16 protein-coding genes are annotated in these 19583 nt (G+C 46.8%); 7 read left to right on the forward strand and 9 right to left on the reverse strand.

The genetic code is table 11. From position 1 onward, the window contains the following. Nucleotides 1-50: 50 nt before the first annotated feature. Nucleotides 51-533 (reverse strand): hypothetical protein, encoded by a 483-nt coding sequence (locus tag BUQ91_RS03020; protein WP_072827234.1) that lies wholly within the window; start codon nucleotides 531-533, stop codon nucleotides 51-53. 15 nt (nucleotides 534-548) lie between these two features. Next, a complete protein-coding gene (ispD, locus tag BUQ91_RS03025; protein WP_074208101.1) occupies nucleotides 549-1280 on the reverse strand; it encodes a 2-C-methyl-D-erythritol 4-phosphate cytidylyltransferase in 732 nt (243 codons plus the stop codon). A 118-nt stretch (nucleotides 1281-1398) separates the two neighbouring features. On the opposite strand from ispD, the gene BUQ91_RS03030 reads away from it, so the two are divergent. Further along, complete coding sequence (locus BUQ91_RS03030) at nucleotides 1399-1752, forward strand: hypothetical protein (protein WP_072827232.1); 354 nt, start codon at nucleotides 1399-1401, stop codon at nucleotides 1750-1752. Here BUQ91_RS03030 and BUQ91_RS03035 read toward each other — a convergent pair whose 3' ends face one another. Further along, complete coding sequence (locus BUQ91_RS03035; protein ID WP_072827231.1) at nucleotides 1753-2067, reverse strand: YbjQ family protein; 315 nt, start codon at nucleotides 2065-2067, stop codon at nucleotides 1753-1755. 124 nt (nucleotides 2068-2191) lie between these two features. Beyond that, entirely contained in the window at nucleotides 2192-2905 is a 714-nt protein-coding gene (locus BUQ91_RS03040; protein ID WP_072827230.1) for a hypothetical protein, read from the reverse strand. A gap of 319 nt (nucleotides 2906-3224) precedes the next feature. Here BUQ91_RS03040 and BUQ91_RS03045 point away from each other — a divergent pair, with 319 nt between their 5' ends. Next, entirely contained in the window at nucleotides 3225-4004 is a 780-nt protein-coding gene (locus BUQ91_RS03045) for a hypothetical protein (RefSeq protein WP_074208102.1), read from the forward strand. A 78-nt stretch (nucleotides 4005-4082) separates the two neighbouring features. Continuing rightward, on the forward strand, nucleotides 4083-6473 hold the full coding sequence (locus BUQ91_RS03050) for an ATP-dependent helicase (protein ID WP_074208103.1): 2391 nt from the start codon (nucleotides 4083-4085) through the stop codon (nucleotides 6471-6473). Nucleotides 6474-6531: 58 nt separating this feature from the next. Here the strand turns inward: BUQ91_RS03050 and BUQ91_RS03055 are convergent, their stop codons facing one another. After that, the gene (locus tag BUQ91_RS03055) at nucleotides 6532-7665 is read right to left on the reverse strand and encodes an RluA family pseudouridine synthase (protein WP_074208104.1); all 1134 of its coding nucleotides are present in this window, start codon (nucleotides 7663-7665) and stop codon (nucleotides 6532-6534) included. Nucleotides 7666-7802: 137 nt separating this feature from the next. Then, entirely contained in the window at nucleotides 7803-9476 is a 1674-nt protein-coding gene (locus BUQ91_RS03060; RefSeq protein WP_074208105.1) for an NAD(P)/FAD-dependent oxidoreductase, read from the reverse strand. A 108-nt stretch (nucleotides 9477-9584) separates the two neighbouring features. Between BUQ91_RS03060 and BUQ91_RS03065 the strand changes: the two genes are divergently transcribed. The 4 genes from BUQ91_RS03065 (at nucleotide 9585) to BUQ91_RS03080 (ending at nucleotide 14041) form a co-directional block, all read left to right on the forward strand. Then, complete coding sequence (locus BUQ91_RS03065) at nucleotides 9585-11069, forward strand: DUF1846 domain-containing protein (protein WP_072827224.1); 1485 nt, start codon at nucleotides 9585-9587, stop codon at nucleotides 11067-11069. 251 nt (nucleotides 11070-11320) lie between these two features. Then, nucleotides 11321-11713 carry a DUF1232 domain-containing protein gene (locus BUQ91_RS03070; protein ID WP_074208106.1) on the forward strand — a complete coding sequence of 131 codons (393 nt, stop codon included), beginning with the start codon at nucleotides 11321-11323 and terminating at the stop codon, nucleotides 11711-11713. A gap of 102 nt (nucleotides 11714-11815) precedes the next feature. Beyond that, on the forward strand, nucleotides 11816-13198 hold the full coding sequence (locus tag BUQ91_RS03075) for an FISUMP domain-containing protein (RefSeq protein WP_074208107.1): 1383 nt from the start codon (nucleotides 11816-11818) through the stop codon (nucleotides 13196-13198). Between the two features lie 33 nt (nucleotides 13199-13231). Continuing rightward, nucleotides 13232-14041: a fibrobacter succinogenes major paralogous domain-containing protein gene (locus tag BUQ91_RS03080; RefSeq protein ID WP_074208108.1), complete on the forward strand. Its 810-nt coding sequence runs from the start codon at nucleotides 13232-13234 to the stop codon at nucleotides 14039-14041. 40 nt (nucleotides 14042-14081) lie between these two features. Here BUQ91_RS03080 and BUQ91_RS15640 read toward each other — a convergent pair whose 3' ends face one another. From BUQ91_RS15640 to BUQ91_RS03090, 3 genes are all read right to left on the reverse strand, one after another. Beyond that, complete coding sequence (locus BUQ91_RS15640; protein WP_175566592.1) at nucleotides 14082-14243, reverse strand: hypothetical protein; 162 nt, start codon at nucleotides 14241-14243, stop codon at nucleotides 14082-14084. 78 nt (nucleotides 14244-14321) lie between these two features. Further along, entirely contained in the window at nucleotides 14322-16208 is a 1887-nt protein-coding gene (gene htpG, locus BUQ91_RS03085; protein WP_074208109.1) for a molecular chaperone HtpG, read from the reverse strand. A gap of 257 nt (nucleotides 16209-16465) precedes the next feature. Continuing rightward, nucleotides 16466-19564 (reverse strand): cellulase family glycosylhydrolase, encoded by a 3099-nt coding sequence (locus tag BUQ91_RS03090; protein ID WP_083601127.1) that lies wholly within the window; start codon nucleotides 19562-19564, stop codon nucleotides 16466-16468. Nucleotides 19565-19583: the final 19 nt, after the last annotated feature.

Here is a 19583-nt window from a genome sequence, read left to right on the forward strand (position 1 = left end):
CTGCTTAATTTTTCGGCGTAAATGTAGAAAATATTAGCTTGATAAATTGCTTAATATGTTTCGCAATAAGGAATATCGTCGAACTCAGCCGCTACTTCTTCTTTTTTGAATTGGTTGAATAGCAGGACTTCGTTTTTCGAGAACAATTCATCGTTATTGAGGAATGAAATGACGATTTTGCAGAAACCGTTTTGCGGAACGACAACGCCGTGTTTTTCAGCAAGGGTAAGTGTTGTTTCCGTAAAGCCACAAGAGTATCTATAAGACTCTAAATCTGCTTTTCCCGGTTGGATATATGCCGAAAAGAGATTGTCCTGTTCGCTAGTCCAAGTGGGCTTGACGATGATTTTTTCACCGCCGAGTTTGATTTGCTGCTGGTATCCGCCGCTACAGAAACCAACAGGTTGGCGGAACACGCCGATGACGCCTGATTTTTGCTCGAAAGTCTCTTTCTTGGATACAGAAAGGGATTGTGCGCATGAAGTCATAAGAACGCAGGCGCTTAGAATGCCAAGGAGTCTGAAATATTTCATTTTACCTCGTAAAAATTAAATGTGTTTTGCCCTGTTCGTGAAGATCTCGAAATCTTCGGGCGTGGTAAGTTTGTCGTTTGCAGATTCGCCTTTCACGATATAGACGGGCTCGCCAAAAAATTCGAGAATGCTGGCTTCGTCGGTCGGCGTAAAGTCGAGCGGTTCTTTTGCGATGCGCGTATAGAGCTGCTTGAGCAAATCGATGCGGGCTGCTTGCGGAGTCTGGGCGAGCCAGACCTTGTTGCGGTCAATCGTACTTTCGATGCGGCCATCGCTTGCAATCTTGATGGTATCGATTGCAGGCTTTGCAACGAGACAGCTCCCTTGATTGACGAGTGTTTCGCAGACATCGCGAATGATTTTTTCGCTTATAAACGGGCGTGCGACATCGTGTACGAGAACGTATTCGGCGCTACTGGTGAGCGCATTCACTCCGTTTTCTACGGACTGCCAGCGTTCTTTTCCGCCCAGAACGATTTTTAACTTTGTTCTAATATTCTCGGGAAAATTGCTTGTAGAAAACCAGGTCTCAATTTCTTTTTCGAAGAAATCTTTCCAGTCTGCAGGAACCGCCATGACGACTTCTGCAATCTCGTCCATCTTGAGGAATGTTTCGAGAGAATACTGGTAGACGGGTTTACTGCCCAGTTGCATCAACTGCTTGGGAATGTTGCCGCCCATGCGCTTGCCAAGCCCGCCAGCGGGGAGGACTGCTGCGAATTTACCGAAGTGTAATGTTTTTGCCATAATAAAAAAATAGAAAGATTTGTGATTGTAGTCACCATGCTAAAAAAGTAAGAACTATAAAATTTTTCAAAAGGGAGAATGTTTTTACTTTTGGCCTCGGTGTATATGGGAGATCAAAATGGATTTTGAAGAATTAAAGCCAAAGAATCGAACCAAGATGGCTATAGTGGCATGTCTGGGGGGCTTTGTGGGTGTCCATAATTTTATGCTCGCGAACAGTGTTTCGGGGAGCATTAAAATCTATTTGACTTTAGTAGCCCTTATTGCTCCATCCCATGTTGGCCTCTGTATTGCTCTGGTTAACTTTGCTTGGGTCTTGTTTGATCTTTGGCAGATTTGTTTTGTGAAAACCCTGCCAGAGATCCGTTTTGAAGGTAGCCGGAAAAAAGCCGCATTGTTTGTATTTGCGTACTTGTCTCTTGCTACCGTACTTGCTTTTTTTGTCGCCCGAAACTACGGCGTATTATTTTAGTTATTTCTTGAAGCGGACTGCAGTGCCGTAAACGATAATTTCAGAGGCACTTGCCATCAGGCTGCTTGTGGCGAAACGTACATTTACGATTGCATCTGCGCCTATCATTGTTGCCTCATTTATCATGCGCGCGGTAGCTTTTTGACGGGCCTCGTTCATCATTTCGCTGTATCCTGCGATTTCGCCACCGATGATGGTCTTGAGTCCTGCGAAAATGTCGTGCACGACATTCTTTGAAAAAACGATACTCCCTTTGACGAGCTGAATCGTTTCGAGTTCCTTGCCGCTAATGTAGTCTGTGTTGACGATTATCATTGTTACCCTCAAAATAGTTGTTTATTACAATATATAAAAAATTGCAAATAAGAGAATATCGCAAAAACCCCTGCACTTGATGTGCAGGGGCCTTGGGGGATTTGAGGAGGAGAGAATTGATGAATTAGAAAACGAAGAACATACCGATGTGTGGGGTAACGTTTACTCCAGTGAATAGGTAAGAAAGTCTGCTTGTTTTTGACAATCGGCCAGGATCATTGTAATAAGCACCGATTCCATAAGCGTTTGTAGTGATGTCAATACCGCCGATTACACCGATTGAATCGAATACGTGGTAGCCCACGACTAAATCGCCACCGATAACAGCGTCAACGTATATGGCACCTGGGTTGTATTTACGTGTATCTGTCCTGACGTCGCCTTCGATTAATTTCATGTCGAGCCCGCAAAGAAAATGCACTGCGACAATCAATTCGTTTGAAATCGGCGCCATGCCTATGCCTAGCTTTAAATTGAAGTCGAGTCCCTTTAAATCTGTTTTTTTACGGGTGATTTCATCTTTGAGGGAACCGTTCAAAAAGCCGATACCTAAACCGAATATGGACGAATAGCCATTTGCGTCTGTTCTATAGCGGGTCCAGCCGAATTGGTAGCTCACTGAACTCCAGTCGAAGTTTATGGCTTTTATCTTCCATGTTTCAGATTCGATGGGCAGATAAAAATTCATGCTTTGAAGGCTTTTGGTTGTCCTCATGGGCTTCTTTTCAGTAGCCTTGGTTGTTTGTGCGTCCAATGGTGTTGCGTCGATTTGCGCAAACAGCATTGAACTGCACATAATAATCGCGATAGCCACAATTTTGGAGAGCTTAGTAAGCATAATACACTCCTTGGCTGAAAATGTGGTTTTATCAATGCTCCGTCATTGAATATACCCAAAAGTTTTTAGAAATCTTAGAAAAATGTTACGAAAATACTCCAATTGAGAATGAACCCGTAAAAAATGCCGTTTTTTATGAAAAAAAGGCAATTGGGCTTTGGTAAAATTTTCTTGAGGAATAAAGTTTTGACTATGACAGTATTTGACATGAGGAAATTGTATATTGAATTTTGTAATTAATGCATGTATTTGTATATATGCATTAATTGGATGAAAAAAGGCATATTTGCTGTAAAAAGTCAAAAAAAAGGAGTTTCCTATGGCAATCATATTCGATGATTCGAAGTCCATTAACGATTATCTCAAGAAGCCGGAATCTCATCCAGAGTCGTTTGCTTCGCTATGCAAGCGTCAGGCGACCGGTCTAAAGCTTGTAAGCGACGAAATGGAACAGGACCGCAAAGAACAGGAGGAAATGGCGAAGCTAAGGAAAATGAGCTATGAGCGCAAGTACAAGTTGTTTTTCGAGAATATCGACCTGATTATGCGTCACAGGGATGAAATCCTCTCTACACCGCGTTATGCAAACATCGATGCGCATTACGCGCTTGGGGGAGGCGGTTGTTATATCGGGCCGATTTCCACATCAAGGCGCTACAGTTTTGCAGGGACGCTCGTCAACATTAATCTCAAGCTGGGGGCGCTTCTGGAACTTTGGGATACCGATACATTCAGGGTGGGCTGTAAGTGCGGCGGCACGGCTGTAATCCGTTACTTTTCGGGTTCTCCGCTTTCGGGGGCGTCTGTCGCGGCTGCGGCTTGTCCCAAGTGCAAAGAGGTTCTGCATGGTATACGGAGCCGTAGTTTTGGGGATTATATGGGGACCATGCTCACAAAACTTGCAGAAAACACCGAGAAGGTCATAAAGGATATCATTGCTAAGTGGACGCTTGCCGAGGCCGAATGTGTGAAAAAAAATGCTGAAGGGAAATTTTCGCGGTCGTGCCGCCCTGGTGGTGAAATTCGTGGCGAGGAGCCGGCGTGTAGCCTGGAAACAATGATCAATGAACTGAGGTTGAAGGAATTTGGGGCGGATTGAAATTTTACTTGACGGTTTATGTTTAAAAGACTACTTTTTGAGCAGTAAAACAAATGTTCACTATACTGCGAGGCGCGGATGGCTCTCTCCCAAGAAATTAATGCTCAGGTTATAGATTCCCTTGAGGGGGAACGCTCTCGCTTGGACAAGGAACAGCTTGATGCGGTAGAAACGACCGAGGGCTACGTGCGCGTTGTGGCGGGGGCTGGTTCGGGCAAGACGAAAACGCTTACGCATCGCTATTTGTATCTCGTGAAGGAAATGGGAATTTCGCCGTCGAACATTCTTTGCGTGACGTTCACGAATAAGGCTGCGAACGAAATGAAAAAGCGCATTCGCTCGATTCTAGGCGGTGACGATAGCGGTTATATTTCGACGTTCCATGGTTTCTGCGTGCGTTTCTTGCGTGAAGAAATCCACGTGTTGAAATACCCGAAAGAATTTATGATTCTGGACGAGGATGACCAAAAATCGCTGTTGCGCAAGGCGTATGCGGATCTCGGTTTTTCGCTCAAGGATTTGAAAATCAGCAGTGTCCTTGATTTTATCGGGGGCCGCAAGGCAAATGATTTGGATTACGTTTCACTCTTTGCAGAACTGCCTTCGGAAAATGATGTCGATGAAGTGTCCAAAGACCATTTGCTGGAGTTGTCGGATGAAGCTGATGACAAGTGGATGAAGGTTTATTACCGCTACCTATACGAGCAAAAGAAAAATTATGCTCTAGATTTTGACGATTTGATTTTGGTGACTTTGTACATTCTTCAAAGTTTTCCGGAACAGTTGGACAAGTGGCGCAAACGCATGATGTACGTGATGGTCGATGAGTATCAGGACATTGACGGTCAACAGTTCATGCTTGCGGACTTGCTTTCGAGCTATCACAAAAATTTATTTGTGGTAGGGGACCCGGACCAGACGATTTATGGATGGCGAGGTGCCGATATCAATCGTATTCTTGAATTTGACAAAACTCATCAGGGAACAAAAACGATTTTATTGCAGAATAATTATCGTTCTACGCCGAGCATTTTGAAGGTGCCAGATGCGGTTATCAAGAACAACAAGTTTAGAATTGAGAAGGTCTTGAGGCCTGTGCGTGTTGGCGGAAAAACGCCTGTCTTTTACCATGCAAAGAATACGCGCGAAGAGGCGAAATGGATTGTAGAACGTATCCAGAATGCAGTGCAGAACTCTGTGAAAAATGGCGCGGGCGGTATGCGCTACAAAGATATTGCGGTGCTTTATCGAATGCATTCGCAGTCGCGTTCTGTCGAAGAAGCTTTGATGGCCGAAAATATTCCGTACAAGGTTTATAGTGGTGTCGGATTTTATCAGCGCAAAGAAATTAAGGACGTGATTTGTTATTTGCGCATGCTCGTGTATGCCGATGATTTGTCTTTTTTGCGGACTGTGAATACGCCCAAGCGCCAGTTCGGACCGCGTAAGGTTTCCATATTGCAGGCTTTTGCAGATGCGCGAGGCGTTGGACTTTACGAGGCGCTTTTGGAAATTGTATCGGAAGCGGGAATGTTGAATGATGTGGCTTGTGATATTTCGTCGCAGGCGGAATTGTCATCTGTAGGCAATGAACGCAATAAGATTGATTTTGACTGCAAGGGATTTTTGGCGCGGAGCAATGTCGTTGAGTATGTGAAATTGATTGAAAAGTATCGTTCGTGCTATAGGGACATGAGCGTTTCTGAAATTTTAGCGAAGATTTTGCGAGAGACGAAGTACGAAGAAATGTTGCGCCTGGATGGCGACGAAGATCGCTTGGACAATCTCGCAGAACTCAAACAGGGAATTCTGGAATTCGAGAATTACTACGAAGAAGATGCTTCGCTAGATGAGTATTTGCAGAATATCGTGCTGTTCACGAATGTTGATGAAGATGCCGAAGAAAAAGACCGCGTACAACTCATGACGATTCATAACGCCAAAGGTTTGGAGTTCCCGTACGTTTTTGTGTGTGGCTTAAATGAAGGCTTTTTCCCAGTAAAGCGCGTGCAGAATAAGGTTCAGCTAGAAGAAGAACGCAGGCTTGCGTATGTGGCGTTTACGCGTGCTGAAAATGTGCTTTGTATAAGCGATGCCGAAGATGGTGTGGCGGGGGAGAGCGGAACGCGTTACCCGTCAAGGTTTTTGCTTGAAATGGATATGGGCGGGCTTGATATTGCTCGTGGATTTTCGGAAGATTTGCTCGAGGCCGCGAAGGCACACATATCAAATGTCGATCAGGAACGAGATTTCCTGAATGACGAGAGCTTGGGACTAGTCAAGAAAGCGCCTTCGGCAACTTTTGAAGTTGGCGATCGTGTTGTGCACAAGATTTTTGGCGTGGGTACAATTCGCGTTGTGGACGAAAAGAACTTCTGCTACGAGATTGCGTTTGACAAGTTTGCAACCCCGCGCAGCATACAGTTCGATTTTCCACTTCGTGGCTTGACTGCTGCACCTCGGTCATGACAGAACATAAATGTTCTGTCGCGACACTCGGTTTGCGTGTCATTCCGTTAGTACGGGCTTAACGTCTGCGACTTTTTTGAAAATTGTTCTCGGGGCGCTCGTAGTGAATCGGTTTTAACTGCTTGATGACGTCTCGAAGTTCTTTGGGCAGCGGACAATCGAATACTTTGTGCTCACCTTTCCAATCGAATTCCAAACGGCAACTATGCAAGAATAAACGGTTCAGACCGAATTGCTTTTTTACTTCGCGGTTGAGCGCAAAATCGCCGTAGCGCGTGTCGCCCAAAAGCGGATGTCCGATGCTTGCAAAGTGCGCACGGATTTGGTGCATGCGGCCTGTTTCGAGTTTGATTTTTACAAGATCGTAGCCTTCGTAATGTTGCTTGACACGGTAATGCGTGATTGCCTTTTGTGCGTTATCGTCATCTTGACCGACGAGCATCTTGCTGCCCTTGGCGCTATCGGTGCGCAAAAGCGATTCGTTGATGGTACCGCGGTCTTTCTTGAGGTTGCCTTTGACAAGCGCAAAGTAGAATTTGTCTACGACGTGTTCGCGAATCATGCGCGTGAAGTCGCGGAGTGTATCACCATGGAGGGCCGCAATAATCATACCCGAAGTTTCTTGGTCAAGGCGGTGGGCAATCGTTGGCTTAAAGTCGAGACCTTCGTTTTTGCCCCATTCCCAAAGATATTCTACAAGGCTTTCTCCAGGGCGCGTGCCGCTTCCTGGCTGGCTTGCGAGTCCCGAGGGCTTGTTGACTACAACGTAATCTTCGGTTTGCACGATAAGGTCGAGCTCGTGAGCGCCCCAATGCGCTTGTTTTTCTGCGCCAGTGCGTGCTTGACCCCAAGTGCTTTTTTTCTTGGCGAAACCTGTTGCGCTTTTTGCGTCGGGGTGTTGCTGGGTGTCCCCGTTCGAAGGGGTAGCGGGAGCCGCTTCGGCGGCGGAAGCGAGGGGAAGGCTTTCCCCCTTTTTATCGTCTTCACTAACGCTTTTGAAATTTTCGTAAATGTTCACCACGTCGCCTTCGACGAGCATCTGGTTTGCCTTGCCGACAACACCATTTACACGGACTTTCTTTTTGCGGATGACGGCGAAGAACACCGAGAGGGATTCTTCGGGGAATGCCTTGCGGAGAAAACGGTCAAGGCGCATGTTGGCAAAGTTGCGATCAATTGTTCGTGTAATCATTTTTTTTGTTACTAGTTAATAGTTAGTAGTTACTAGAATCGAAGCAATGTCTGTCATGCCCGATTTAGTCGGGCATCTCCCGTTATTAAGATTGGAGATTCCCGCTCGGAGGCGGGAACGACATAGTCCGTTTTTCATTACTTGCATCTCCTGGCGTAATGAGCAAGGCGCACACCGTCGGCGGCGCTAGTGACGATTCCGCCAGCGTATCCGGCTCCTTCGCCAAGGACGAATAAACCCTTGGTATTCACGCTTTCGAGTGTTTCGTTATTGCGCGGAATGCGGAGTGGTGAACTGGTGCGCGTTTCTGGTGCGACAATTAGCCCTTGATCTATAAATCCTGGAATTTTGCGGTCGAAGTTTTGGAATCCTTCGGCAAGGCTCTTGCAAATGGTCTTGTCCATCCAATCCCACAAATTGCTTTGGACAAGTCCGCAGGGGTATGTGGATTTCGGGAGTGATTTGTCTTCTTGGTGGGCGAGGAAACTCTTTATTGTTTGTGCAGGTGCTGCGTAATTTTTTCCGCCGACGTTGTATGCATCGCTCTCGATTTTGCGCTGCAAGTCGAGACCACCAAATAGTGAACCGCTTGATGGAATGTCAAAACCTTCGGCGCCTGCAGTAATCGGAACTGCGATGGCTCCGTTTGCGAACGCTCCGTTGCGGCGGCTGTAGCTCATGCCGTTTGTAGCGAGTGTTCCCGGTTCCGATGCGCATGGCACAAGAACTCCGCCGGGGCACATGCAAAAACTATAAGCGCTTGAGGTCTTGTTTAGTGTTGGCGTAGCGAGGAAATATTCGGCGGCACCGGTGATTTTTGTATCGACGTTTCCGAGTTGGCGCCTGTTGATGAGTGTCTGCGGATGTTCGACGCGAACGCCCATGGCGAAAGCTTTGCTTTCAAGCTGGACTCCGCGTGCATGGAGTAACTCATAAACGCCGCGTGCGGAATGCCCAACGGCGAGAACGAGTGCTTCGCAGGGCTGCCAATGAGAAATCGCGGTGCTTGCATTGGATTGCTTCGCGGAGTTTATCCCGGACATTGTTCCGGGGCTCGCAAAGACGTTCTTAAGCTTAATAGCTGTGATTCGCCCGTCATTAATTTCAATATCTTCAAGGGTTGTATTGAAATGGATGTGTCCACCGAGCTTGACGATTTCTGCACGAATTTTGCGCAACATCAAAACGAGTTTGTCTGTACCGATGTGCGGCTTTGCAAACGTGACGACGCTTTCGTCGACGCCAAATTGCACCATGTCCTTGAGAACTGTTTCACTGAACAAGTTGCGGCTTCGCGTGTTGAGCTTGCCGTCACTGAATGCGCCTGCACCGCCTTCGCCAAAAAGTACATTGCTGTAGGCGTTGAATTTACGGTCTACAAAGAATCGACGGATGTCGCGGAATCGTTCTTCGACTTGCTTCCCTTGTTCGTAAACGTCAACGGAAAAGCCTTTGCGCAATAGATGCAATGCTGCCCACAAGCCGCTTGGCCCTGCGCCGATGATATCAACGTGGCTTGCCATGGGAACCGTACTTTTGCCCGGTTCTGCATCAAGACTGCGAATTTCTCGTTCCGACTCGATGAGCCCGCGTGCGTTGTTGCCTGTGGCACGGATTTTCCGCTTCAAGTCAAAAATGACATTATATGACCAACGCAAATCCCCTTTACGTCTGGAGTCTAGCGAAAAACGCTCCACTTCGAGGTTGAAGATTTCTTCGGGGTTTACGCGGAGCGTTTTTGCGAGTGCAAGGCGAACTTCACCCTTTTTTTCGAGGGCTACGGCGAGTTCTCTGTAGCGATAAGTAAACATGTTCGTCGCTAAATTTAGAAATATGGCAAAAAAATATTTTTTTGGACTTGAGATGGTGGTTTACATTTTTTTATAATTGTCTAAAACACAAAAAATGGTATTTGATATATGTTTAAAGTTGGTTTTGATAACGAAGCTTATCTAAAAACTCAATCTGAAAAAATTCAAGAACGTATCTCTAAATTTGGCGGAAAACTCTATCTTGAATTTGGTGGAAAATTATTCGATGATCATCATGCAAGCCGAGTTTTGCCGGGTTTTGCTCCAGACTCCAAGATCCGCATGCTCGAAAAGCTCAAGGATAAGGCCGAAGTCATCATCGCCATTAATGCTGGCGACATCGAAAAGAACAAGGTTCGTGGCGACCTCGGGATTACTTACGATCAGGACGTTCTTCGCTTGATTGATGCTTTCCGCGGTTATGGCCTTTACGTGAGCAGCGTGGTATTGACTCGTTGGCAAGAACAGCCGAGTGCGGTCGCTTACCAGAAAAAGCTTGAAACGCTTGGCCTCAAGGTCTATCGTCATTACCCGATTGCCGGCTATCCGAGCAACATTCCGCTTGTCGTGAGCGATGATGGTTATGGCAAAAATGAATTTGTTGAGACTTCTCGCGAACTCGTTGTGGTGACTGCTCCGGGTCCGGGAAGTGGAAAGATGGCTGTCTGCCTTTCCCAAATTTATCATGAAAACAAGCGTGGCGTTAAGGCTGGTTACGCCAAGTTCGAAACGTTCCCGATTTGGAACATCCCGCTCAAGCACCCGGTCAACCTCGCATATGAAGCTGCAACGGCCGACTTGAACGACGTGAACATGATTGACCCGTTCCACTTGGAAGCTTACGGCAAGACGACCATCAACTACAATCGCGATGTCGAAATTTTCCCGGTGCTGAACGCTCTCTTTACGCGCATTCTCGGTGAATCTCCGTACAAGAGCCCGACGGATATGGGCGTGAACATGGCTGGCAACTGCATCGTTGATGATGCTGCTGTTTGCGAAGCCGCCAATGCCGAAATCATCCGCCGTTACTACAACACGCTTTGCCAGGTCCGCAAGGGCAATGCCGAAAAGGATCAGGTCTACAAGCTTGAACTCGTGATGGAACAGGCTCACATCAGCGCCAAGGATCGCAAGGTCGCTGTTGCTGCAGTCGCAAAGGCCGAAGAAACGAATGGTCCGGCTGTTGCAATCGAATTGAACGACGGTACCATCATTACGGGCAAGACCTCTTCGCTTTTGGGCGCATCCTCAGCTGCATTGCTCGATGCTCTCAAGCATTTGGCTGGCATCCCGGACGAAGTTCGTTTGCTCTCTCCGATGGTGATTGAGCCGATTCAGAACCTCAAGACAAAGCAGCTCGGTCACAAGAACCCGCGCTTGCACATGGATGAAGTTTTGGTCGCTCTCTCCGTTTGCGCTCTCACGGATTACAACGCGAAGATTGCTCTCGAAAAGCTCCCGGAACTCCGCCATTGCGAAGTCCACTCTAGCGTGATCCTCTCGCAGGTTGATGTTGGTGTGTTCCGCCGCCTCGGTGTGAATCTGACATCGGAACCGAATTATCAGACGAGCAAACTCTATCACGGGTAACAAAAATCGTCTAAGCTTCGCATAGCTGCGTTCTCGCCCCTCTCGTCGTACTATTTGTACGGCTTCGGGGTCTGCGGCCTGGCTCTGCTCGCTTATCCGATTTTTTTGCAGTCATCCCGGATTTATTCCGGGATCGGCATACACGGTTCAAATAGCAGATACTTTTAGAAAAAGATTATCGAGAAATCGGTAGTCTTTTTCTTTTTGTTTGTATATTTAAAAAGTGATTTGATTATAAGGATGGGCTTTGAATGGCTGATGATAAAGTTTATGATGATGTTGAAGTTCACGATATGAATGATTTGCATCGTGATAGACGGACTGTGAAACCGGGGGATGAACAGAATGGTTCTCCTGTTGTCTGGAAAGCACTTTCTGTAGTTATCGCAATGCTTGCTGTTCTTTACGACTTGTCTCCGGTTGATGCTGTGCCGGATGCTGTTCCTGTTTTTGGTTGGCTAGATGATGTCGGGTTTACGTTGATGGCTGCTCTCAATGCTTACCAGCATTTTTCAAAAGACCAGTCTTCAATGTGGGTTCGCATGGCTAAATACGTCAAGTGGATGATGGTGGCTTTAATTGTTCTTGCCGGAGTTGCTGTTGGCGGGCTTGTTGCAGCCATTATCGCTCTTGTGGTGCGTTAAGTTTACTGCTTTGCTGTTATTTTTGAGGGCCGTTCTTGGACCCTCTTTTTTTAACAAAAGAATAACTTATATTTAATTCAAATGTATGGGGAGGAGATGCTTATGAAAATGTTTGCAAAGTTTGTGCCGTTTATGCTTGTGACAGCTATGTCTGTCTTTACCGCCTGTGGTGGCGATTCTGGCAGCAATGCTGATTCAGAAGAACCGGTGTCCAGCAGCAGTAAAAAGGACAGCTCGAAATCTAGCAGTAGCACGGCGAAGTCCTCTTCAAGTGCAAAGTCCTCGTCTGCGGACGATTGGGATGATGACGAAGAAATGTGCTTGCCACCAACGATATTTGGCTTGGCGGGTGAAGAGGGGTGTTCCGATCCGAGTATTTTGAGTTCCGTAAAGCCCGCTAAGCAGTGCAAAACGGAAAAGGATGATAAGTGCGAATACGGCACGATGACCGACCCTCGTGATGGCAAAAAGTACAAGACGGTTGTCATTGGTGAACAGACTTGGATGGTGGATGACCTGAATTACGAAATGGAAGGTTACAAAAAGGGCCGTTATAAGCAAACCGCTGCGATGCATGCTTGCCCTTACGGTTGGCATTTGCCGAGTGAATGCGAATACATGATTTTGATGGAGGCCATTGGAGGGTCTGACGTTGCGAGTAAAATGCTAAAGTCTACGACTGGCTGGAAAGATGGCCATAATGGTGTTGATGCTTTCGGCTTTTCGGCTCAGCAACTTTCTGATTTGGATGATGCTTATTTCTGGACGAGCAATTTTTATACCGACCTAGCTATAACCATGTGGGTTAGGGGTGATGAAGATGCTCATACGACTTGGTGGATTCGCCCTACATGTGAAAAATATCCGGTTCGTTGCGTTAAGGGGTATGGCCCTTCGGATGTGGGTGTCGAACGTAGCTCCTTCAAGGATTCTCGTGATGGTCAAACGTACAAGACGGTAAAAATCAATGAGCAGTGGTGGATGGCCGAGAATTTGAATTACGAGTCGGAAAATAGTTTTTGCTTCTATGATAACCCAAGCAAATGCGAAGAGTATGGTCGTCATTACACATGGGCGGCTGCGAAGAACGCTTGCCCTTCTGGCTGGCACTTGCCGGATACAACGGAATGGAATACGTTGATAAACCTTATGGGCGGTAAAGATGAAGCTGGCAAAATCCTCAAATCCACAAGTGGTTGGGAGCCTTGCAATCGGTATCGGACTGCAAGAAAGGGTGACGAAATTGTTAGGGTTGATACTATCCCAGTTGTGAACTTGGATAAATACGGATTTACGATTCTTCCTGCGGGTAATGCCCATACAGTCTTCGGTCTGGAGGGCATTTTGACGGAGTTTTGGACTTCCGTAGAACAGGGCGATTCTTTGGCAATCGACATGATAACCGCATATACGGATGATTCATTTGTGACGGCTAAATCAGATAAAAATTGGAAACTCTCGGTCCGGTGTGTAAAAGACAAATAAAAAGATCTTTAATTTATTCCTTGGAGGTTGTAGATGAAAAAGTTATTCGCAATATGTGCCGTGTCTGTGTTCTTTCTTGTCGCTTGCGGTGGCGACAGTGGCAACAATGCCAATTCAGACGAACCTGAGTCCAGCAGTTCCGTCAAAAGCTCTAGTAGCAGTGCGAAATCAAGCAGTTCGGTGACTGTGGCGACTTCGTGCAAAACCGAAAAGAAAGACAATTGCGAATACGGTTCGCTGACCGACGACCGCGATGGTCAGACTTACAAGACCGTGAAAATCGGCGAACAGATCTGGATGGCTGAGAACCTCAACTACGAAGAACGAAATAGTTACTGCTATAATGATTCTGCAGAATACTGCGCCAAGTACGGTCGCCTTTACACCTGGGCTGCTGCGATGGATAGTGCGGAATCATGGAGCTCAAATGGCCGGTACTGTGGCTTCAATAAGACGTGCTCGTCGAAAAACCCAGTGCGCGGAATATGTCCTAAGGGCTGGCATCTGCCTTCCGATCAGGAATTCAAAACCCTGTTTGAGGCTGTTGGCGGCAAATCCACAGCTGGTACAGCTCTTAAGTCCACCAGTGGCTGGCATAATGAAGGTTCCGGCACCGATGCCTTCGGGTTCTCGGCACTCCCTGCCGGTGACAGGGAAACTTCTGGCAGGCGCGATGCTGATGTGGTTTTCAACAACGAGGGCAACGGCACGTACTTTTGGAGTTCTGCAGAGTTCGACAAGATCAATGCGCATGGCTTGTGCTTGAAAGACTATCATGGCGACGCGTATCTGGACTTGGTCCGCAAAAGTTACAGTTTTCCAGTCCGCTGCATCCAAGATTAGACGCGAAAACGCCTGCTTAGGTTGGTGTGGTTCGGCTGGCTCACCAACCTATTGTCGAAGCATGCGGGCTACAGACGAGAGACTGGATTTGCAAAAACGCAAAAAAGACCACGAGTTTATCGTGGTCTTTTTTCTGTGTGCTAATCGTCATGCTGAAGCCCGTAAGGGCTGATGCATCCAGTAAAGTCTTGCTGTTGGACAATAACTGGATCCTTCGACTTAGTTTATCCCGGACTTGTTCCGGGACTCAGGATGACATGAAACGCTTTCGCATTGTGTGTTACTTCACAGAAGCCGTCAGCAGCTTTGTAATCGCAGCGACGTATTCAGCGGGGTTCGGGAGCGGAGAACCTTCGGCGAGCAAAGCCTGACCGTAGAGAGCCTTCGGCCAATCGCCAAGATCTTCCTTCGCTTCGGCCTTCTTCTTGAGCATTTCGCAAATCGGGTGCGTCGGGTTGATTTCCAAGATGCGCTTGGACTTCGGCAAGTTCTTCTGGCCCATGGCCTTCATCATGCGTTCCATCTGGGCGCTCATGGCATCTTCGCTAGTCACGAGGCAGCACGGGCTGTCCTTGAGACGGCTAGAAACGCGGACTTCCTTGATGTTTTCGTCCAAGACCTTCTGCAAGTTTTCGCAGAGACCCTTGAAAATGCCCTTGTTTTCTTCTTCGGCCTTCTTTTCTTCTTCGGTCTTTTCGAAGTCCACATCGCCACGGGAAATGTCGTGGAACTTCTTGTCGCCGAATTCCGTGAGGCTAGACATCATGAATTCATCGATGCCGTCGCTCATGAGCAACACTTCGTAGCCCTTGGCCTTGAATGCTTCAAGCATCGGGTTCGACTTAATGGCGTTCTTGTCGCCCACGAGGTAGTAGATTTCCTTCTGGCCTTCCGGCATGCGCTTTACGTATTCGTCGAGGCTTACGAGAGCGTCGCCTTCAGTCTTGGTGCTTTCGAAACGGAGCAACTTCTTGAGTTCATCAAGATGTTCCCAGTTCATGTAGAAGCCTTCCTTAAGGACCATGCCGAGTTCACGCCACCAAGCGTTGTACTTAGCGACATCCTTGTCGGCCATGTTCTGCAAGGCGTCGAGCACCTTCTTGATCACGTGCTTGCGGATGTTCGTGATAATCTTGTTGTTCTGCAAGATTTCACGGGACACGTTCAGCGGCAAGTCTTCGGAATCGACTACACCGCGCACAAAGCGGAGCCACGGCGGCAGCAAGTCCTTGCAGTCGTCCATGATAAAGACTTTCTTCACATAGAGCTTCAGACCGTGCAATGCGTCGTTGTGCCAAATGTTGAACGGAGCCTTCGACGGAATGTAGACGAGGCTCCAGAATTCCTGGGAACCTTCAGCGTGGCTGTGGCTCCAGGCGGCCGGTTCGTCGGCTTCGTGGCTGATGACGTTGTAGAAATCCTTGTATTGTTCTTCGGTGACGTCCTTTTCGCTCTGGCGCCACAAAGCGGTCTTGTCGTTCAAACGTTCTTCCGGCTTTTCTTCGAGTTCGCCCTTGTCGTTCTTCGTTGCTTCCGGGTGGAAGTAAATGCCGTAGCTCACAAAGCCGCTGTACTTCTGCACGATGTCCTTGATTTTCCATTCGCTGGCGAAATCTTCGGCGTCTTCGTCGTCCTTCAGGTACAACGTAATCTTGGTGCCCACCTTGTCGAGCGGTGCTTCGGAGATTTCGAAATCGCCCGTGCCTTCGGATGCCCACAGGTAGCCCTGCTTTTCGCCGGCCTTGAGCGTAAGGACCTCGACCTTCTTCGCGACCATGAACACGGAGTAGAAACCCACACCGAACTGGCCAATCAAATCAACGCTGCCCTTGTCGCCTTCCTTCAAATTCTTGATAAAGTTCTTGGTGCCGCTACGGGCGATGGTACCCAGGCAGTTGATCAAGTCTTCCTTGTTCATGCCGATACCGTTGTCTTCCACAACGATGCGCTTGCCTTCCTTGTTCACCGAGATGTCGATGCGGAGCTGCGTGCCCATCGGGAGCAGGTCGGCGTTTGAAAGCGAGAGGAAACGGCGCTTGTCAAGTGCGTCCGCCGCGTTCGAGACGAGTTCGCGGAGGAAGATTTCCTTGTTGCTGTAAAGGGAGTTGATCATCAAGTTCAGCATGTCGCGAACTTCAGTTTGGAATTCCATCTTCTCAGTTGCCATGTTTTCTTGTCCTTTGTTAAATTTTGAAGCAGGAAACTTTTGAAAGTTTCAAAATGAAACGTTTTTGCGTGTTTCCGCTCTGTTTTCGCGGGAATATATGCAATAACCGTGCCAACACAAGACCGCTCGCGCTAATGCAAAATAACAACACCTTCAGAGCGTTCGCTCTCGCAAACACGCCTCGTTAATACGAGGCGCTTTTTGCTCACACAAGACCGCTAGTGCAATCTCGTTTGATAGTAATGATGTCTCGATTTTTAAGACGATATTCTATGAGAAATGTTTCTCCAGATGTCGAATAGTGCTCCTCGGCCGATTTTCAGGTATTGCGGCAGAGTTGAAATGCGGTCGTAAAGCATCTGGATGTATTCGTCCTTTTTGCCGTTAAAATCGAGAATTTCGACGGTATAGACGCTTGGAATGTGCGGATTATTAGAACGATGTTCTGCAACTACAGTTCCCTTGAGTTGCAGCGTGTAGCTCGTCGTTTGAATTTCAAAATTGATGGGTTCACCTAGGTACAAATCGTTCATGTTGTCTGTGTAAATGTCGACTCCGTGTTCAAGTAGTTTTGTGGTAATGCCACTTACGCGGCAGCCGTCTTCTTTAGTGACCTCAACCAATTCCGCGGCTCGAACTTTCACGTTTTCGCCATCTGCATCGCGTCCGAGAACAAGCATAATGCACATGATAAGGTAATACGAATTGATGAATAGCCAAAACAATATGGCGAGTACTCCGATGTATTCGTAAACAATGAACATGTAAGTCATTTGCGCAATTCCCAAAACGGTCAGTGTCAATAACACAATAAAGGGAATAAGGCTCTTTTTGTCGATAATTCTTTCGTTTGCTTTTTCTTTCTTGGTGACTTTGAATGTCGAAAGCGTGAGGCCAAGCGCTTCCTTAATGATGGGTATCAGCAAGAATGGCATGACGGATGTTTCGTAAATGCCGCTCCAACGAGTTGAAATCATGTTGCGGCTAAGAACGCGCAGCGAAATAATCTGCATAATATGCATCGGTAGCCAGAATAAAATCAAGTCTAGCAAGGTGCATTTGAAAATGGGAATGCAAAAAACGGCAAACATCAAGGGTGATAGCAAATAAACTAGATGCTTGATGGGGGAAAACCAATATAAAACGGAACTCAGGTAGCTTAATTTTTGCGCAAAGTTCAATTTGCGATTTCGTAAAAACTTGAGCTGCTTGGCTGTTGCGATGACTCCGCGCCCCCAGCGGGTGCGCTGCTGGATGTGCTCTTTGAACGAGTTGGGTGCAATTCCCGAGGCGAGCGCTTCCGAAAGCCCAAGGCTTGCAAATCCAGATGATTCGATCAGCATGCCGGTTGCAAAGTCTTCGGTGATGGTTTCCGTGTAAAAACCGCCGATTTTGTTTAGCGCCTTTCTTGAAAGAATTGTATTGGAGCCTCCGTAAATCACGCTGTTTGATGAAGTCTTTGCCGCTTCGATTACGCGGTAGAAAAAGTCTTGTTCGTTCGGAACAATTGTTTCTGCATACAAATTATGTTGGAAAACATCCGGTGTGTAAAAACTTTGCGGTGTTTGTACAATGCCGAGCGGAAATCGCTTTTCTTCGGGCAAAGTTTCGTTGATTTTTTCGGCATCGATAAAGTAGGGGATGGTCTTGAGTAAAAACTTGCGGCGCGGAATCATGTCTGCATCTAAAGTCACTATGTAAGGCGATGTTGTTCGCTTTAAGGCTTCGTTCAGGTTCCCGGCTTTGGCGCCTTTGTTATCGGGGCGGTCAAAGTAATTTACGCCCAGTTCTTCGGCAAGCTTACGCATTTCGGGGCGACGATTGTCGTCGCACAGATAAATGTGAACTTTATCCTTATCGGGATATTCCATGTACTTGCAACCGATAATGGTCTTGCGCAAAAGCTCAACAGGTTCATTGTAAGTGGATATGAAAATGTCGACATCCGGGAATTCTTCGGGCTTGATTTGCGGTAGCGGATATTTCCTCAAGTTGAGCATGTCGTTGTAATGAATCAATGATTCTATGAATCCGAGAATTTCTACAGCGAGCAAAATGACGCTTCCTATTACGGCGATGTTTCCGAATGCAAATGGGATGGAACATGTCATTCGCCAGCAAAGGTAAATCAAGGTACAAATAGTTCCTATAATCAGTACGGCGTTTCTCCAAAAACTTGGCTTGCGTACTTTATCTTCGGTGTGCCCGTATTTGTATAATTGCGTATAGGTCTTGATTTGGTTTCTTTTTAATTTTTTTAGAACGATTTTTGTTACTGTTAATAATAAAACGATAATGAGCGCCGGTGCAGCAAATATAAGCCAAAGCATGTAAGGCTGTGTTCGCGATATAATTTTGAATTTTGATGATATTCTGTTGTCTGGGGCGATGGAGTCGACATCTTCTTTGCGCATAATCGCTCGTGCGAGTTTCCCGTAATATGTCAAATCTTTTTCGGTCAGGTATTCTAATGCACGAGAATCCGAATTGACAATGGCGCAAGTTTCATCTTTGTTGGATAAACTCCAAATTGTATAATTTAGATGTAATGAATCGACAAGGCTGTACCATTTTTTGACACTTTCCAAGTCAATATGCCCATTGCCATCTTCTTCGCAGAGACCGCTTTCGGTAATGAAAATGGGCGTACCTGAGGCTACGACTTTTCTAAGCTTTTGGCGAAAATCATCTTTGTGCGAGGCCGCGTAAAAATGGAACACGTACATGACATTTTTAAATTCCAAAGGATCCTTGGCAGGGAATTGAATTTCTCGACTGTAGTTCGGTGTTCCGACAAGAATCAATGCATCGGGATTGTATCTGCGGATGACGGGAATTATCAGATTTGAATATTCCTTGATGTCGTCCCAAGTGGTATTGCCGTTGGGTTCGTTGCAGATTTCGAAAATGACATTGGGAATATTGGCGTATTTTTTTGCAATCTTGTTAAAAAAATCGATTGCTTCAGCAAGGTTTTCGTTGGGATTATTGTCTTGTAAAATGTGCCAGTCGATGATGACATACATGTCGTTTGCGATGGCGAATTCGACACCTTTTTCGAGAATTTTCAAATTTTTCTTTTTGTTACCGTTGCAGTAGTCGTAAGAATACATGGCGAGTCGAATCAAGTTGGTGTTCCACTCGGAACTGATTTGGCGGAAAAGACCTTGATTGACATATTTAGGGAACCAAGTGAGCCCGTGTGTGCTGAATCCCTTGAGAACGGCTAGATTGCCTTTGTGGTCGTAGAGGTTTGAACCTACAACGTGGAGCTTTCCATGTGTGGATGGTCGGGCAACATTGGCGTTCGCAAAAACAGCAAATACGAATAAAAACGCTAAAATAAATCTCGCCATAAAAATTCCCCTTCTTATA

This window comes from Fibrobacter sp. UWB11, assembly GCF_900143015.1.
GTDB lineage: Bacteria > Fibrobacterota > Fibrobacteria > Fibrobacterales > Fibrobacteraceae > Fibrobacter.

Excerpts from the sequence above, each read along its gene's own strand:
- BUQ91_RS03020 (WP_072827234.1), bottom strand. The coding sequence starts at position 533 with ATGAAATATTTCAGACTCCTTGGCATTCTAAGCGCCTGCGTTCTTATG.
- ispD (WP_074208101.1), bottom strand. The coding sequence starts at position 1,280 with ATGGCAAAAACATTACACTTCGGTAAATTCGCAGCAGTCCTCCCCGCT.
- BUQ91_RS03030 (WP_072827232.1), top strand. The coding sequence starts at position 1,399 with ATGGATTTTGAAGAATTAAAGCCAAAGAATCGAACCAAGATGGCTATA.
- BUQ91_RS03035 (WP_072827231.1), bottom strand. The coding sequence starts at position 2,067 with ATGATAATCGTCAACACAGACTACATTAGCGGCAAGGAACTCGAAACG.
- BUQ91_RS03040 (WP_072827230.1), bottom strand. The coding sequence starts at position 2,905 with ATGCTTACTAAGCTCTCCAAAATTGTGGCTATCGCGATTATTATGTGC.
- BUQ91_RS03045 (WP_074208102.1), top strand. The coding sequence starts at position 3,225 with ATGGCAATCATATTCGATGATTCGAAGTCCATTAACGATTATCTCAAG.
- BUQ91_RS03050 (WP_074208103.1), top strand. The coding sequence starts at position 4,083 with ATGGCTCTCTCCCAAGAAATTAATGCTCAGGTTATAGATTCCCTTGAG.
- BUQ91_RS03055 (WP_074208104.1), bottom strand. The coding sequence starts at position 7,665 with ATGATTACACGAACAATTGATCGCAACTTTGCCAACATGCGCCTTGAC.
- BUQ91_RS03060 (WP_074208105.1), bottom strand. The coding sequence starts at position 9,476 with ATGTTTACTTATCGCTACAGAGAACTCGCCGTAGCCCTCGAAAAAAAG.
- BUQ91_RS03065 (WP_072827224.1), top strand. The coding sequence starts at position 9,585 with ATGTTTAAAGTTGGTTTTGATAACGAAGCTTATCTAAAAACTCAATCT.
- BUQ91_RS03070 (WP_074208106.1), top strand. The coding sequence starts at position 11,321 with ATGGCTGATGATAAAGTTTATGATGATGTTGAAGTTCACGATATGAAT.
- BUQ91_RS03075 (WP_074208107.1), top strand. The coding sequence starts at position 11,816 with ATGAAAATGTTTGCAAAGTTTGTGCCGTTTATGCTTGTGACAGCTATG.
- BUQ91_RS03080 (WP_074208108.1), top strand. The coding sequence starts at position 13,232 with ATGAAAAAGTTATTCGCAATATGTGCCGTGTCTGTGTTCTTTCTTGTC.
- htpG (WP_074208109.1), bottom strand. The coding sequence starts at position 16,208 with ATGGCAACTGAGAAGATGGAATTCCAAACTGAAGTTCGCGACATGCTG.
- BUQ91_RS03090 (WP_083601127.1), bottom strand. The coding sequence starts at position 19,564 with ATGGCGAGATTTATTTTAGCGTTTTTATTCGTATTTGCTGTTTTTGCG.